The following is a 14,038-nucleotide window of genomic DNA, read 5'->3' on the forward strand; positions in this document are numbered from 1 at the left end:
CGACATCTCCAGTCGCCCGGCAACGGGCGTCGAATCGTGCACCCGAAGATCAGTCGCCGGCGCCGGCGCGCACGTCGAACTCGACCTTCCAGCGCTGCGGACCGTCGTGCGGCAGGGCCTCGAGTTCGAGCGTGCCGGCTTCGGTGACGCGCGCGTGCAGCCGGACGCGCACGACTTCGCCGACGGCGCGACCATCGGCCGGCAGCGTCGTCTGGATCTCGTCGAGCTCCTGCAGTTCGTCGGGCTGCCATTCCTCGAGCAGCGTGCCGACCTCGTCCTGGCGGCGCACCGACGAGCCGAAGAAGCGGAAGCGTACCTGCTCGCCGACGACCAGACCGAACTCCATTGCCGGCAACGCCGCGTCGCTCCCTTCCTCCATGCCGAAAGGCGCCAGGCACAGTGCCTGCACCGGCGGCTGCATGCCGGGAACGGCAGGCATCACCGATTCGACGGCGACATAGTAGGCGCGCGCCGTACCGCCGCGGATGCGCACGCCCTGGCCGCGCCGGACGTAACCGTAGTAGGCGGCGCCCCGGGCGACGGCGAGGTCGAGGTCGGCGCCTTCGAGCAGCCGCGCCGGCGCGGCGCCTTCGGCGGCGAGCCAGGAGTTGATGATCGCCAGCGTGCGTTCGGCGAGCAGCTCGGACTTGAAAACGCCGCCATTGAAGAGGACGGCGGTCGGATGCAGGAAGCTGGCGCCGTCCGGCAGCCGGCTGCTGAAGCCCTCGAGGTCGGCGGTCGCCGCCACCTGGCGGGCGAGGAAGGCGGCGAGATGGCGGGTGATGGCGGCATCCTGCGCGTAGGGCAGGCCGAGCTGCGTCAGGCCGGCGCGGCCGCGGCCCTGCGGCCGGTCGCCGATCGCCGCCGGCGGGAAGAAGCCGTCGATCAGCGTCGCGCCGAGTTCCTCGCGCGTCAGTTCGCTGCGCAGCGAAGCGCCGATCAGCCGCGCGCCGCGGCTGGCGATGACCAGCGGCACGGACGCCAGGTCGGGATCGCCGAGCAGCGCTTCCTTGGCCGACCGGCAGGCGTGCGTCAGCGCGCGCAACTGCCAGGCGTCGAGCTTGCTGCCCTGCGCCGAGAGCTTGCCGGCAACGGCGTAGGCGAGTGCCAGATCCATGTTGTCGCCACCGAGCAGGATGTGCTCGCCGACGGCGACGCGGTGCAGCTCGAGGTTCCCGTCTCGCTCGAGGACAGCGATCAGCGAGAAGTCGCTGGTGCCACCGCCGACGTCGACGACGAGGATGATGTCGCCCGGCTGCACCTGCTTGCGCCAGCCACCACCGCTCTTCTGGATCCAGCTGTAGAGCGCCGCCTGCGGCTCTTCGAGCAGGATCATCCGCGCGCAGCCGGCGGCGCGCGCCGCCTCGGCAGTCAGCTCGCGCGCCGCCGGATCGAAGGAGGCCGGGATGGTGACGACGACTTCCTGGTCGACGAAGGGCGCCTCCGGTTGTGCCAGGTCCCAGGCGGCGCGCAGATGCGCGAGGTAGCGCAGCGACGCTTCGAGCGGCGACAGCCGGGCGACTTCCGGCGGCGCATCGTTGGGCAGGATCGCTGCCCGGCGGTCGACGCCGGCGTGGCACAGCCAGCTCTTGGCGCTCGATACCAGCCGGATCGGCGTCGCCGCACCGCGGCTGCGCGCCATTTCACCGACTGCGAAGTCCTGTTCGGCCGTCCATGGCAGGTGGAGATCACCGCTGGCGAGTTCGCTGGCGTGCGGCAGGTAGATGAAAGACGGCAGCAGTCCGCGCGACTCGACCGCACCGGGTGCGGTGAGCTGGGGAATCGGCAGCACCTGCTGGCTGACCTGCTCGCCGTCGCAGGCGGCGATCTCGACGAAGGAGAGCGCGCAGTGGGTCGTTCCGAGGTCGATGCCGATCGAGAATCTGGGCTCGCTCACAGTTCCACCTCCGCCGCGGCAACGATGCACAGGTCGTGGCCCATCGCCAGTTGCGGCAGGAGCGTCTCGCGCACCCGCCAGCCGCGATGCGTCAGGTTGCCGGTGAATGGCGGCTGGCCGACGACGTTGCCGGTGACGCGGATCGCCGCTGCGTCGAAGCCGGCCGGCAGCGTCAGGCGGCTCCCTTCGGGCTCGTCGCGCACCGGTTCGATGCGGAAATTCTCGCGCAGCACCTTGCGGCAACCCTCATGGACGACGCGCGCGGCGGCACCGATGTCGGCGTCGCCGTAGGCGGCGACATCCTCCTCGATGAAATCGACGAAGCGCGCCTCGCGTTGCAGTAGCCCGAGGAGCTGCAGCGCTCCGTCGGGCGCCGCGGCGAGCAGCGGCGGTGGCGCCGGCCGGGCCGCGGCGGCAGGCGGGGCCGTCGGCGCCGCTGGTTCGCGGCGCTCCTCGCCGCTGCGCAAGGCCTGGATACGGGCAGCGAGATCGCCGTCGCCAAGTATGGCGAAGAAGGTGCCGAAGGCAATCGAGATTCTGCTCAACAGGGATGGGTTGGCTGCTTTCATGGATCTTTCCTGGTGTCTGCCGCGCTGGTGGGCGCGGGCGGGTGTTCTCGGGTCCGGTCACCGCCTTGCCGTCGCTGCCGGGCGGCTCCGGTGTCGCCCGGCTGACGACGGGCGGGTCGGGATGCCGCAGGCGCGCGCATGGTAGCGATGGCCGGGGTGAGACGCAACGCCGACCTGCGGGCTGCAGCAGGCCTGGTGGCAAGCCGCCGGTGCTGCGACGGGCGCGTCTGTTGCGGCGCAATATAAACCATTTTGCCGCTTCCCGGTAGCGGTAGCGCCGCGGCCGGCTGCCACGCGCACGACTTTGCCGGCAAGGTGCGAGCCCGGTTGAGGCGCGTGCGAGCTGAAGCCAGGGACGTGCGAGTTGAAGCCAGAGGCGTGCGCGCTGAAGCCAGGGGCGTGCGAGTTGAAGCCAGAGGCGTGCGCGCTGAAGCCAGGCGCGTGCGAGCTGAAGCCAGGGACGTGCGCGCTGAAGCCAGGGGCGTGCGCGCTGAAGCCAGGGGCGTGCGCGCTGAAGCCAGGGGCGTGCGTGTCGAAGCCAGTGGCGTGCGCGTTGCCGTCAGCGCGTGCCCACCGGTTCCGGAACGCTTCGCCGTGCGACTGGCGGGCATGCGCGAAACCCTGTGCCTCGCGGCCTTCGTCCGACAGGGTCGATGTCTGGGCTGCGGCAGCTGTCTGCGAACCCCGGTCGGCGGAGGTCGATGGCACGCGCCGGGCGGCTGAGGATCTTGGTAGAATCCGCGAGCAGGCAGAATCCTGATTCCGTGTCGGAGCGTATCGGTTTTTCTTCTGCGCCAGTGATCAAGCTTGTCAAGCCGACGGTTCAGGCCTGAGTCGCGGCACACCTTGCGAGCCTGGGGTGCTGCCAACATTGATCTGCGCATCGGCTGAACTGCGGGGAGAAGAGTCGGGATGGCGGTCGCACTGAGTGACGTGTTTGTCGAAGTGCCCGGTGGCCGTGTCTTCGTCCGCCGCTGGCAGCCGGCTGGCGCCGCGAACGCGCCGATCGTCCTGCTGCACGACTCCCTGGGATCCGTGGAACAGTGGCGCGGCTTCCCGGAGACTCTGGCAGTCCGGACTGGTCGCCCCGTCATGGCCTATGACCGCCTCGGATTTGGCCAGTCCAGCCGGCGGACGACGCCGGCGGAGCCGGGGTTCATCGATGACGAGGCGCGGGTCTATTGGCCCGCCATTGCCGGCGCTCTTGGGCTCGGCCAGTACGTCCTGCTCGGGCACAGTGTCGGTGGCGGAATGGCGTTGGCCGCTGCCGCTGTCGCCGGCGATCGCTGTCTGGCGGTGATCACGGAATCCGCCCAGGCGTTCGTCGAGGATCGAACCCTGTCCGCTATCCGGGAGGCGAGGAGTTCCTTCGCCGACGAAGCCCAGTTTTCAAGGATCGCGCGGTGGCACGGTGAGCGAGCCAGGTGGGTATTGGATGCCTGGACCGAGGTCTGGCTGTCTGCCCGATTTCGCGGCTGGTCGCTGGATCCCTACCTGGGCCGGGTGCATTGCCCTGTGCTCGCGATGCACGGGGACACGGATGAATTCGGCTCCTGTGCGTTCCCTCGTCGCATCGTGGAGGGTGTCGCCGGGCCGGCGAGATTGGAGATTCTCGCTGCGTGTGGACACGTTCCCCATCGCGAGCGGGAAGACGAGGTCCTCGCCCGAATCGGCTCGTTCCTTGCCGAAAACGGCGTTCCGTAGGGCTGGTGAACAAAGGAGGAGGAACATGCGCCTGAATCGTCGCATCCCGTCGCACGTCCTGCTGGGGGCGGCCATCGTGGTCGCCGCTCTGCCGCCGTTGCAGGCGCAGGAATATCGCAGTGATGGCTCGGTGCGCCCGGACCCGGTGCTGTCGCCCGACGACAGCGTCGGCGCGCCGGCGCTGTCGCCGGGCGCAGTCCGTCCCGACAAGGCTCTGGCACCCGACCAGACCGACCCCGGGCCGGTGTGGTCGCCGGGCGCGGTGCGTCCCGACCGGGCGCTCTCGCCCGACGAATCCGGTGGCTCGGCAGTCCTTTCACCCGACGCGGTGCCGCCGGATCCGGCGTTGCCGCCAGACTAGCCGGCCGCCGGTCAAACTGTGCGAGTGGTCGCCAGTGGGGCGGCCGGCAGGTGGTCGATGAACCAGAGCCCGGTGGCGCGCGCGATGGCCTCGAAAGCCGCCGCCGAATCCGGCGCCTCGGCTTTCGCGGCGAGCGGCCGCAGTTCGTGTGGGCAGGCCAGCTCGCGCAACGCGCGGCGGTTGCTCAGCGTGCCGCACTCGTCGTCCTCATCGACGAGGAGCAGCAGCGGCGATGCCAGCGAGCGCAGGTAGAGGACGCCGGCGAGATCGATCAGCCCGCCGCGGCAGACGAGCGCGTAGATGTCCTGGTCGCGCAGCGCGGCGACGCGCAGCACCACCGGCGAGCAGTCCCCGGCGGCACAGAGGCCGATCGGCAGCGGTGGCAGTTCGCCGAGCAGCATCCGTTGCTTGAGCAGGCCAAGGCCGTCGAGCAGCCGCCTCGCGAGGAGCGAGACGTTGTGCTGCAGGTCGGCAAAGCGTTCTTCGGCCGGCGTCAGCAGGTCGAGCGTCAGCGTGCCGATGCCGGCGTGCTGCAGGATGACGGCGAGCGCGTCGTCACGCGCTGCCGGCGCCGGCCCTGCGTGCGTCAGCACGACCAGCGCCAGCAGCCGCTGCGGCAGTGTCAGCAGCCCGTGCAACGTCGCCTGACCGGCGGCGAGCGCAATCGGCGTCTGGCCCGGGCAGGCGAGGGCGCCGGTCAAGGGCGCTGCAACCGGACCGGCACCCGGCGCGGCCCGAAAGGCTTGCCGAAACGGGCAAAGTGGCCGGCGATCCGCGTTCCGCAGTGCGGGCAGCGGCCGTCGGCGGGCAGGTCGTCATGCCGGATGTGGTACCAGTCGCGCTCGATCAGCGCCGCCTGGCATCCCGGGCAGAAGGTGGTGCCGCCCTCGCTGTCATGGACGTTGCCGGTATAGACGTAGTGCAGGCCGGCTTCGATGGCGATCCGGCGTGCCTGCGTCAGGGTGGACGCCGGCGTTGCCGGCAGGTTATCCATCTTCCAGTCGGGATGGAAGGCGGTGAAGTGCAGCGGCACCTGCGGCCCGAGTTCGCGCGCCACCCAATCGGCGAGGGCCTTGATCTCGGTCGGCGAATCGTTCCTGCCCGGGATCAGCAGCGTCGTGATCTCGAGCCAGCAGTCGGTCTCGTGGTGGATGCAGGCGAGGATGTCGAGCACCGGCTGCAGGTGGCCGCCGCAGAGGCGGAAGTAGAAGTCGTCGCTGAAGGCCTTCAGGTCGACGTTGGCGGCGTCCATGACGGCGAAGAACTCGCGTGCCGGCTGCGGATGGATGTAGCCGGCGGTGACGGCGACGGTGCGGATGCCGCGCTCGTGACAGGCGAGGGCGGTATCGATCGCGTACTCGGCAAAGATCACCGGGTCGTTGTAGGTGAAGGCGACCGACTGCGCACCGTAGGCAACTGCCGCGCGAGCGATGGCATCGGGGCTGGCGGCGTCGAGCAGCCGGTCCATGTCCTTCGATTTCGAGATATCCCAGTTCTGACAGAACTTGCACGCCAGATTGCAACCGGCAGTGCCGAAGGAGAGGATCGCCGAGCCGGGATGGAAGTGGTTGAGTGGCTTTTTCTCGATCGGGTCGATGCAGAAGCCGGACGAACGGCCGTAGGTCGTCAGGATCATCCGGCCGTCGACGTTCTGGCGGACGAAACAGGCGCCGCGCTGGCCGGCGTGCAGCCGGCAGTCGCGCGGGCAGAGGTCGCACTGGATGCGCTCATCGTCGATGGCGTGCCACCAGCGGCCGGGGTGCGCCGATTCGGGTACCTTCGGCGAGTGCGTCAGCTCTCTTTCCATTTGCGTACTCCGTAGCGCGCGAGGCGGATCTCCGGATGCCAGAAGTCGGCCGGCAGCCCCGCCTTGAGCTTCAGTTGCGCGAGGAACTGGCGTGGGTCGGGGAGAGACTCCCAGACCTGCGGCAGGAAGGTGGCGCGCCGCTGGCGATGAGCCAGGACGAGGCCATCGACCAGCGGCTGCAGACGGGCGATGGCGTCGGCCTCGTCGACCACCGGGAAGGCTTCGGCGGGCGTCAGCAGCGAGACCTCGACGCGCGTCGTGGCAAACTCGTCGGCGGTCAGTGGCGCAAAGCGGTGGTCGCGGAAGGCGGCGGCGAGTGCGTTCTCGCCGACGTCGACGAGCAGTGGCCGCTGCGCCTCGAGGCTGCCGATGCAGCCGCGCAACTGGCCATCGCGGGTCAGCGTGACGAAGGTAGCGCCCGGTTCGGCCAGTTCGGGCAGTTCGTCGGGCGCGCGCGTCGGCACGCCGAAGCGGTGGGCAATCGCGTTGCGGGCGATGGTCAGCAGGGCCTCGCCGAGGCGGTCGGCGGGATCACCGGACACTGGCGGCCTCCTCGCTGAACGAGAAGGCGCCGTAGCCGACGACGCGCGAGCGATCGCCGGCGGTGTCGCCGGAGTTGCGCAGGTCGATCAGTTGCGCCCGCAGCCCGTGCCGCCGCGCAGCCAGCAGCAGGCCATTGACCGGTGTCGCGCCGCAAGCCTGCTGATGGTCGAGATGGGCGTCGAGGGCGACGATGTGGCGGGCGGTCTCGCCGTCGGTCGCGCGCGCTGTCTGGTAGGGCAGGTAGTGCGACAGGTCCGAGCTGATGACGATCAGCGTCTCGTCTCCGCCCCAGAGACACTCGAGCACCTCCGCCACCTCTGCCGGCGAGGCGCGGCCGACGGCGAGCGGCAGCAGTGCGAAGTCGCCGAGGACAGTCTGCAGGAATGGCAGTTGCACTTCCAGCGAGTGCTCGGCGGCGTGTGCCGCGTCGCTGACGACGACCTGCGGCAGGTGCGCGATCGCCGCCACCGCCTGCTGGTCCACGGCGACGACGCCGAGCGGGGTGGCAAAGGCCCCGGCGGCCGGCAGTGCCAGACCGTTCACCGCGACGCGGTGGGTCGGTCCGAGCACGACGACCCGCCGGATGTCTGCCGCCAGTTCCGCCAGCGGTGCGTAGACGCTGGCGGCGATCGGCCCGGAATAGACGTAGCCGGCATGCGGGGCGATGATCGCCTTGACGCGCCGGCCGGGCGTCGCCGCCGGCGCCGCGCGGTCAGCCAGCATCTGCCGCAGGTCGCGCGCGAGGACGTTCGCCGATCCCGGATAGAACATGCCGGCGACGGCTGCCGGGCGGGTATGCGGTGTCAGTTCCATCACTTTGGTCCTCCTGCACGGGTCGGGCTGCGCCTGCTCGGCACCTTGACTTAAAATTAGCCCATGTCAGCCCTCTACGCAATCGTTCCCGCTGCCGGCAGCGGTTCCCGCCTCGGTGGCGAGGCGCCGAAGCAGTATCAGCTGCTTGCCGGGCGGCCGCTGCTGCATCACAGTCTCGCGACGCTCTGCCGCTGTCGCGCGATCGAACGCGTCTGGGTCGTCCTCGCGCCCGACGACGGCTGCTGGCGCCGGCACGACTGGACGAGTCTCGGCCACAAGCTGGAGACCGTGTTCTGCGGTGGCACGACGCGGGCCGAGAGCGTTGCCAATGGCCTGCGCGCCGCCGCCACCGTCGCGCTCGACGACGACTGGGTGCTGGTGCATGATGCGGCGCGCCCGTGCCTGTCGCCGGCGATGCTCGCCGCGCTGTGCGACGAGCTGGCCGAAGACGCCGTCGGTGGCCTGCTGGCGGTGCCGGTGGCCGACACGCTGAAGCGGGCCGACAGCGGCCAGCGCGTTGCCCGCAGCGAGCCGCGCGACGGCCTCTGGCAGGCGCAGACGCCGCAGATGTTCCGCTACGGACTGCTGACCCGTGTCCTCGCCGAGCATCCGGGCGGCACCGACGAGGCGTCGGCGGTCGAAGCGGCCGGCCTGCGACCACGACTGGTGCGCGGCGACGCCAGCAACCTGAAAGTGACCTTCCCGGGCGACCTGCGGCTGGCGGAGATGATCCTGCAGGCGCAGGCGAGGTGGGGCGAATGATCCGCGTCGGCCAGGGCTGCGACATCCACGCGCTGGTGCCCGGTCGCCGGCTGCTGCTCGGCGGCGTCGAGATCGACCATCCACGCGGGCTGCTCGGCCACTCCGACGCCGACGTGCTGCTGCACGCGATCACCGATGCGCTGCTCGGTGCCGCGGCGCTCGGCGACATCGGTCGCCACTTCCCGGACAGCGACGAGCGTCATCGTGGCGCCGACAGCCGGCAACTGCTGCGCGCGACGGCGGCGCTGCTGGCGCAGGCCGGCTGGCGCGTCGGCAACGTTGACGCGACGATCAGCGCGCAGCAGCCGCGCCTGGCGTCCTACCTGCCGCAGATGGTCGAGCACATCGCTGCCGATCTGCAACTGCCGACCGACTGCGTCAATGTCAAGGCGAAGACGGCCGAGCGACTCGGCTTCGTCGGCCGCGGCGAGGGGATCGCCGCGGAAGCGGTGGTGCTCATCAGCCGCGACGACTGAGGCGCCACCGCCGCTTCAAGGCATCGCTTCAGATCACCCGCACTCGGATGACCTGCGCCACCCCGCGGATGGCGTCGATCACCGCCGCATCAGGCTCGCTTTCGACGTCCATGAGGTTGAACGCGAGTTCGCCGCGGCTCTTGTTCACCATGTCGACGACGTTGACCTTGTGGTCCGCCAGGATCGACAGGACATGTCCGAGGACACCCGGGACGTTCGCGTTGGCGAAGGTGATGCGCACGGTTCCCGGGCTGCGCTCCATGGCAATGCGCGGGTAATTCACCGAGTTGGTGATGTTGCCGTTCTCGAGATAGTCCACCAGCTGGTTGGCGGCCATCACCGCGCAGTTTTCCTCGGATTCCTCGGTACTGGCACCGATGTGCGGCATGGCGATGATTTTCGGGTGGCCGAGCAGGGCCGGTTCCGGGAAGTCGCAGACATAACGGCCGAGCCGGCCGGCTTCGAGGCTGCGCAGCACGGCTGCGGCATCGACGATCGCGTCACGGGCGAAGTTGAGCAGGACGGCCCCTGACTTGATCACCGCCAGCGTATCGTCGTTGATCATGTGCCGCGTCGTGTCCACCGCCGGGACATGCAGCGAGACGTAGTCGGAACGGGCGAGGAGCGACTGCAGGTTCTCCATCCGTCCGACCTCGTTCGACAGCCGCCAGGCGGCGTCGATCGACAGCACCGGGTCGAAGCCGACGACCGTCATGCCCATCGCCAGAGCCATGTCGGCCACCATCGAGCCGATGGCGCCAAGGCCGACGATGCCGAGCGTCTTGCCGCGCAACTCGGTGCCGGCGAAACGCGACTTCGCCTTTTCCACCAGCGGCGACATCTCGGCCGCATCCTTGATCGCCGACAGCGACTGGACGTAGTTCATGCCGTCGATGATGCCACGCGCGCTGAGCAGCATGCCGGCCATCACCAGCTCCTTGACGGCGTTGGCATTGGCACCGGGGGTGTTGAAGACGACGATGCCCTGCTTGCCATACTCGGCGACGGGTACGTTGTTCACGCCGGCGCCGGCGCGGGCGACTGCCAGCAGGGTTGCGGGAACCTCGATGCCCTGCAGCTTCTGGCTGCGCAGGAGGAAGGCGTCGGGATGGGCGATGTCGCTTCCGACTTCATATGTCTTGCGAGGAAAACGCTCCAACCCTCTGATTGAAATTTGGTTGTAGGTTCTGACCTTGAACATGGCTAGGCGATCCATAAGTGGTTTTCGGGGCGATTGCTGGTGACGACAGGTGGCATCACGCAGCGGCTTGCGCATAGGCCCAGGCCAGCCAGGGCATCAGCGCCTGCAGGTCGGCCGTGTCGATCGTCGCGCCACACCAGATGCGGATCCCTGCCGGTGCGTCCTTGTAGGAACCGATGTCGTAGGCGACACCTTCGCTCTCGAGCAGCTTGACCATCTTCTTCACCTGCTCGGCGGCCAGCGTGACACTCAGGCAGACACTGGTGTTGGAACGTGTCGCCGGGTCGCGGGCGAGGAAGGAGATCCAGTCGTTGGCGGCGACGAACCCGGCGATGACGCCGAGGTTGGCCTCACTGCGGGCGATCGCGGCCTTGACCCCGCCGATGCTCTCGATCCACTGCAGGGCGTCGAGATAATCGGCAACACAGAGCATCGACGGCGTGTTGATCGTCTCGCCGCGGAAGATTCCCTCGCTCAGCTTGCCGCCGGAGGTCAGCCGGAAGACCTTTGGCAGCGGCCATGGCGGCGTATGGCTCTCGAGCCGGGCGACTGCGCGCGGCCCCAGGATGAGCATGCCGTGCGCTCCTTCGCCACCGAGTACCTTCTGCCAGGAGAAAGTGACGACGTCGAGTTTCTCCCACGGCAAGTCCATCGCGAAGACGGCCGAGGTCGCGTCGCAGATCGTCAGCCCGCCGCGATCGGCGGCAATCCAGTCGCCATTCGGTACCTTGACGCCCGAAGTCGTCCCGTTCCAGGTGAAGACGACATCGTTGTCGAAGTCGACCTGCGACAGGTCGACAATGTCACCGTATTCGGCCTTGAGGACGCGCGCGCCGGGGAGCTTCAGCTGCCTGACGACATCGGTTGCCCAGCCCGAGCCGAAGGACTCCCAGGCCAGGACGTCGACGCCACGCGCACCGAGCAGCGACCACAGTGCCATTTCGACGGCACCCGTATCCGAACCCGGCACGACGCCCACCCGGTAGCCCTCCGGCAGCCCCAGAAGGCGGGCCGTCTCGCTGCAGGCCAGCGCCAGAGCCTTCTTGCCTAGGGCCGAGCGATGCGAGCGGCCCAGCGTGTCGAGCTGCAGCGCGCGGACATCGTAGCCCGGGCGTTTGCTGCACGGTCCCGAGGAGAAATTGGGATTGCGGGGTTTGACTGTGGGTTGCATGGTAGCCTCTGTCTCGGAAAAGGGAAAGCCGGGTTGGTGCTTCCGCGACGCTCCGCCGACCGCCGGGAAACAAGCATTGGATTGTAGCAGAGAGTGTTTTTTGCGGCAGCAGGCGACCAGTCGCAACGGGCATCGGCGACCCGCGAGCGGCGTCTTGCCGCCATGGTGGCGCCCGGTTTCCCTGGCGCCGGCGGGTCGGTTGTGGCATCCTTCGCCGCTTCGCGGGGGCTGTGGTGGCGCAGGATGAAGATGAAGATGGTGGCCGGTCCAACCCGGGCAGATGGCGGCCGCGGGGGCGGTCGCCGGTATTGGCTGGACGGCGCGTTTCCAGCCGTCGGCGCTTAGGACGGCCAGCCGTGCCAGGCGAGCGGGCGCTGCTGCCGATCCTGTTCCGTGACGAACACTTGGTGGCGATCGACAAGCCGGCGGGACTGCTGGTGCATCGCACGGCTCTCGACAGGCACGAACGCCGCTTTGCCCTGCAGATGTTGCGCGACCAGATTGGCTGCCACGTCTACGCCGTCCACCGCCTCGACCGCGGCACCTCGGGTGTTCTCCTGTTCGCCCGCAGCAGTGAGGTGGCGCAGTCGCTGGGCGCCATGTTCGCCGAGCGCCGCGTCGTCAAGCGCTATCTCGCGGTCGTCCGCGGCCATCCGCCGCTGCAGGGCGAGATCGACCATCCGCTGCGCCGCTGCTTCGGCGACGACGAGAACAGCAGCGAGGCGGCCGTGCCGACGATGCAGCAGGCGGTCACCCACTACCGCCGGCTCGCCTCGATCGAGCTTCCGTACGCCGTCGACCCCTACCCGCAGAGCCGCTATGCGCTGCTTGAGCTGACGCCGCTGAGTGGCCGCCGTCACCAGCTGCGTCGCCACCTGAAGCACATCGCGCATCCGATCATTGGCGACACGACCCATGGCAAGGCGGCGCACAACCACGTCTTTCGCGCGCTGCTGGGCTGCGCGAGAATGTTGCTCATGTGTACCGAGCTGCGCTTCGCCCACCCGGTCAGCGGCGTGCCGCTGCGGGTCGTCGCGCCGCTGACCGGCGAGTTCCTGCACCTCGTCGAGCGGCTGCAGTGGGCCGCGACGCTGCCGCCGGAATGGCTGCCGGCAGGAGTGGCGACCGCCGATGGCTGAGGTCGAGGAATCGCTGCTGGCCGGGGTGCCGCTGCTGATCGTGCGGCGCACCGGTGGCGCCCGGGCGTTGCCGACCGTGTTGTGGGTGCACGGTTACGGCGCCAGCAAGGAGACGCACCTGGCGGAACTCCATCGTCTTGCCGACCGCGGGTTGCAGGCCATCGGCATCGATGCCGTCGGCCACGGCGCGCGTCGCCCTGCCGGTCTGCCGGGCCGGTTCAGTGGATCGCCGCGCGAGAATGCAGCGATGTTCCGCCGGATCGTCGGCGAGACCGTTGCCGGCCTGCCGCGGCTCGTCGACCAGCTGCTCGAACTGGGCCGCTGCGTACCCGGCCGGCTCGCGATCGCCGGGGTCTCGATGGGCGGTTGCATCGTCTATGGCGCCATCGCCGCCGATGACCGCTACGCCGCCGCCGTGGCGCTGCTCGGCTCGCCGGAATGGGTGCGGAGCGATGACGAGGCAGCCTGGCTCGACGCCTTCCACCCGACGGCGCTGCTGTCGATCACCGCTGCCTGCGACAGCGTGGTACCACCCGCCGCGGCGCGGCAACTGCACGCGCTGCTCGCCGACCGCTACAGCCGGCAGCCCGAGCGGCTGCGTTACGTCGAACTGGCGGCAGCGCCACACCTGATGCCGGCCGCGGACTGGGCGACGGCTACCGGTCAGGCTGCGGAATGGCTGACCCGCTTCCTGCTCTGACCGTCTGCCGCGCCCCTGTGCCTCACTGTGGATTGCCCTCGACCCGGCTGACCGATGCCGCGGCGGATGCCGGACGTGCGTCCTCGGCCTCGAGGCCGGCGATCACTTCACCGGCGATGCGATAGGACTTGCCGCGGAAGAGGGCGATCACCTTGCCGTTGTGGTTGCGGATCGTCGTGTCGTAAACGCCGGTGCGCCCCGCCCGCGAACGCTCCTCGCATTCGGCCTCGAGCACCTCGCCTTCGGCTGCCGGCGCCAGGAAATCGATGTGGCACGCCGAGGCGACGGTGTTGCGGTTGTAGGCGTTGCAGGCATAGGCAAAAGCCGAGTCGGCAAGGGTGAACAGGTAGCCGCCGTGGCAGATGTGGTGGCCATTGACCATGTCCGGTCGAACGACCATCGACATTCGCGAGTGGCCCGGGCGAACGCTGATGATCTGCAGGCCGATCAACCGGCTGGCTGCGTCGCGGCTGTACATCGCTTCGGCGGTGAGTTCGGCGAGGCGGGCGGCAGCCTCGGACTCATGGGCGCTGGCATTCTTGGGCATGTGTGGTCCTTTTCGCAGGTTCCCGGTCGGTCGGGATCTGCTGCCCAACCAGGGCCTCACCGCACCAGGTTGCATGCAGTCGGCGCACACGCCCGGTTTGGTGTTCCCCCAGCCTTCTGCTAGAATCCCCAGCCTTCCGGAGAGATGGATGAGTGGTTTAAGTCGCACGCCTGGAAAGCGTGTTTAGGATAATCTCCTAACGCGGGTTCGAATCCCGCTCTCTCCGCCAAGATGCGATCCTGATTCAGCAGTCCGGTGGCGACACCCCGTTCTGGAACTCGACGTCCGCGCCGGCCGAGTTTCCAGCACGGCTGCGTGGTGCCATGCCACACGAGCCACGCCGACAGG

Annotated in this window: 15 protein-coding genes and 1 tRNA gene; 7 read left to right on the forward strand and 9 right to left on the reverse strand. The window is 69.1% G+C overall.

Going from position 1 to position 14,038, the window contains the following annotated elements:
- Positions 1–49 precede the first annotated feature (49 nt).
- A complete protein-coding gene (locus NFW30_RS08550; RefSeq protein WP_295351249.1) occupies positions 50–1,897 on the reverse strand; it encodes an Hsp70 family protein in 1,848 nt (615 codons plus the stop codon).
- On the reverse strand, positions 1,894–2,466 hold the full coding sequence (locus tag NFW30_RS08555) for a DUF2760 domain-containing protein (RefSeq protein WP_295351246.1): 573 nt from the start codon (positions 2,464–2,466) through the stop codon (positions 1,894–1,896). Before NFW30_RS08555 ends, NFW30_RS08550 begins: the two co-directional genes overlap by 4 nt.
- A 912-nt stretch (positions 2,467–3,378) precedes the next feature.
- On the opposite strand from NFW30_RS08555, the gene NFW30_RS08560 reads away from it, so the two are divergent.
- Together NFW30_RS08560 and NFW30_RS08565 are read left to right on the forward strand one after the other, a co-directional pair.
- Positions 3,379–4,170: an alpha/beta hydrolase gene (locus NFW30_RS08560; RefSeq protein ID WP_295351243.1), complete on the forward strand. Its 792-nt coding sequence runs from the start codon at positions 3,379–3,381 to the stop codon at positions 4,168–4,170.
- A gap of 25 nt (positions 4,171–4,195) precedes the next feature.
- Positions 4,196–4,531 carry a hypothetical protein gene (locus NFW30_RS08565; RefSeq protein WP_295351242.1) on the forward strand — a complete coding sequence of 112 codons (336 nt, stop codon included), beginning with the start codon at positions 4,196–4,198 and terminating at the stop codon, positions 4,529–4,531.
- A gap of 11 nt (positions 4,532–4,542) precedes the next feature.
- On the opposite strand, the gene NFW30_RS08570 is transcribed toward NFW30_RS08565, so the two are convergent.
- Genes NFW30_RS08570 through amrB form a run of 4 tightly spaced genes read right to left on the reverse strand, consistent with a single transcriptional unit; the run spans position 4,543 to position 7,694 of the window.
- Positions 4,543–5,232, reverse strand: a complete 690-nt coding sequence (locus NFW30_RS08570; protein ID WP_295351239.1) for a hypothetical protein — start codon at positions 5,230–5,232, stop codon at positions 4,543–4,545.
- Positions 5,229–6,338: an AmmeMemoRadiSam system radical SAM enzyme gene (amrS, locus tag NFW30_RS08575; RefSeq protein WP_295351237.1), complete on the reverse strand. Its 1,110-nt coding sequence runs from the start codon at positions 6,336–6,338 to the stop codon at positions 5,229–5,231. Before amrS ends, NFW30_RS08570 begins: the two co-directional genes overlap by 4 nt.
- Positions 6,323–6,880: an AmmeMemoRadiSam system protein A gene (amrA, locus tag NFW30_RS08580; RefSeq protein ID WP_295351234.1), complete on the reverse strand. Its 558-nt coding sequence runs from the start codon at positions 6,878–6,880 to the stop codon at positions 6,323–6,325. Before amrA ends, amrS begins: the two co-directional genes overlap by 16 nt.
- Complete coding sequence (gene amrB / locus NFW30_RS08585) at positions 6,870–7,694, reverse strand: AmmeMemoRadiSam system protein B (RefSeq protein ID WP_295351231.1); 825 nt, start codon at positions 7,692–7,694, stop codon at positions 6,870–6,872. Before amrB ends, amrA begins: the two co-directional genes overlap by 11 nt.
- A gap of 63 nt (positions 7,695–7,757) precedes the next feature.
- Here amrB and ispD point away from each other — a divergent pair, with 63 nt between their 5' ends.
- Together ispD and ispF are read left to right on the forward strand one after the other, a co-directional pair.
- Positions 7,758–8,456 (forward strand): 2-C-methyl-D-erythritol 4-phosphate cytidylyltransferase, encoded by a 699-nt coding sequence (ispD, locus tag NFW30_RS08590; protein WP_295351229.1) that lies wholly within the window; start codon positions 7,758–7,760, stop codon positions 8,454–8,456.
- A complete protein-coding gene (ispF, locus tag NFW30_RS08595) occupies positions 8,453–8,932 on the forward strand; it encodes a 2-C-methyl-D-erythritol 2,4-cyclodiphosphate synthase (protein ID WP_295351226.1) in 480 nt (159 codons plus the stop codon). Before ispD ends, ispF begins: the two co-directional genes overlap by 4 nt.
- A 28-nt stretch (positions 8,933–8,960) precedes the next feature.
- On the opposite strand, the gene NFW30_RS08600 is transcribed toward ispF, so the two are convergent.
- Both NFW30_RS08600 and NFW30_RS08605 read right to left on the reverse strand, forming a co-directional pair.
- Entirely contained in the window at positions 8,961–10,133 is a 1,173-nt protein-coding gene (locus NFW30_RS08600; protein WP_295351223.1) for a phosphoglycerate dehydrogenase, read from the reverse strand.
- A gap of 55 nt (positions 10,134–10,188) precedes the next feature.
- Entirely contained in the window at positions 10,189–11,304 is a 1,116-nt protein-coding gene (locus tag NFW30_RS08605; protein WP_295351220.1) for a phosphoserine transaminase, read from the reverse strand.
- 374 nt (positions 11,305–11,678) lie between these two features.
- On the opposite strand from NFW30_RS08605, the gene NFW30_RS08610 reads away from it, so the two are divergent.
- The gene (locus tag NFW30_RS08610) at positions 11,679–12,443 is read left to right on the forward strand and encodes a pseudouridine synthase (protein WP_295351393.1); all 765 of its coding nucleotides are present in this window, start codon (positions 11,679–11,681) and stop codon (positions 12,441–12,443) included.
- Positions 12,436–13,143 (forward strand): alpha/beta fold hydrolase, encoded by a 708-nt coding sequence (locus tag NFW30_RS08615; protein WP_295351218.1) that lies wholly within the window; start codon positions 12,436–12,438, stop codon positions 13,141–13,143. The genes NFW30_RS08610 and NFW30_RS08615 overlap by 8 nt, the downstream gene beginning before the upstream one ends.
- A 22-nt stretch (positions 13,144–13,165) precedes the next feature.
- Here the strand turns inward: NFW30_RS08615 and paaI are convergent, their stop codons facing one another.
- Positions 13,166–13,690 (reverse strand): hydroxyphenylacetyl-CoA thioesterase PaaI, encoded by a 525-nt coding sequence (gene paaI / locus NFW30_RS08620; protein ID WP_295351216.1) that lies wholly within the window; start codon positions 13,688–13,690, stop codon positions 13,166–13,168.
- A gap of 138 nt (positions 13,691–13,828) precedes the next feature.
- Between paaI and NFW30_RS08625 the strand changes: the two genes are divergently transcribed.
- Positions 13,829–13,919: transfer RNA gene (locus tag NFW30_RS08625), tRNA-Ser, on the forward strand.
- Positions 13,920–14,038: the final 119 nt, after the last annotated feature.

Origin of the sequence: Accumulibacter sp., from assembly GCF_023806635.1 — a bacterium.
GTDB lineage: Bacteria > Pseudomonadota > Gammaproteobacteria > Burkholderiales > Rhodocyclaceae > Accumulibacter.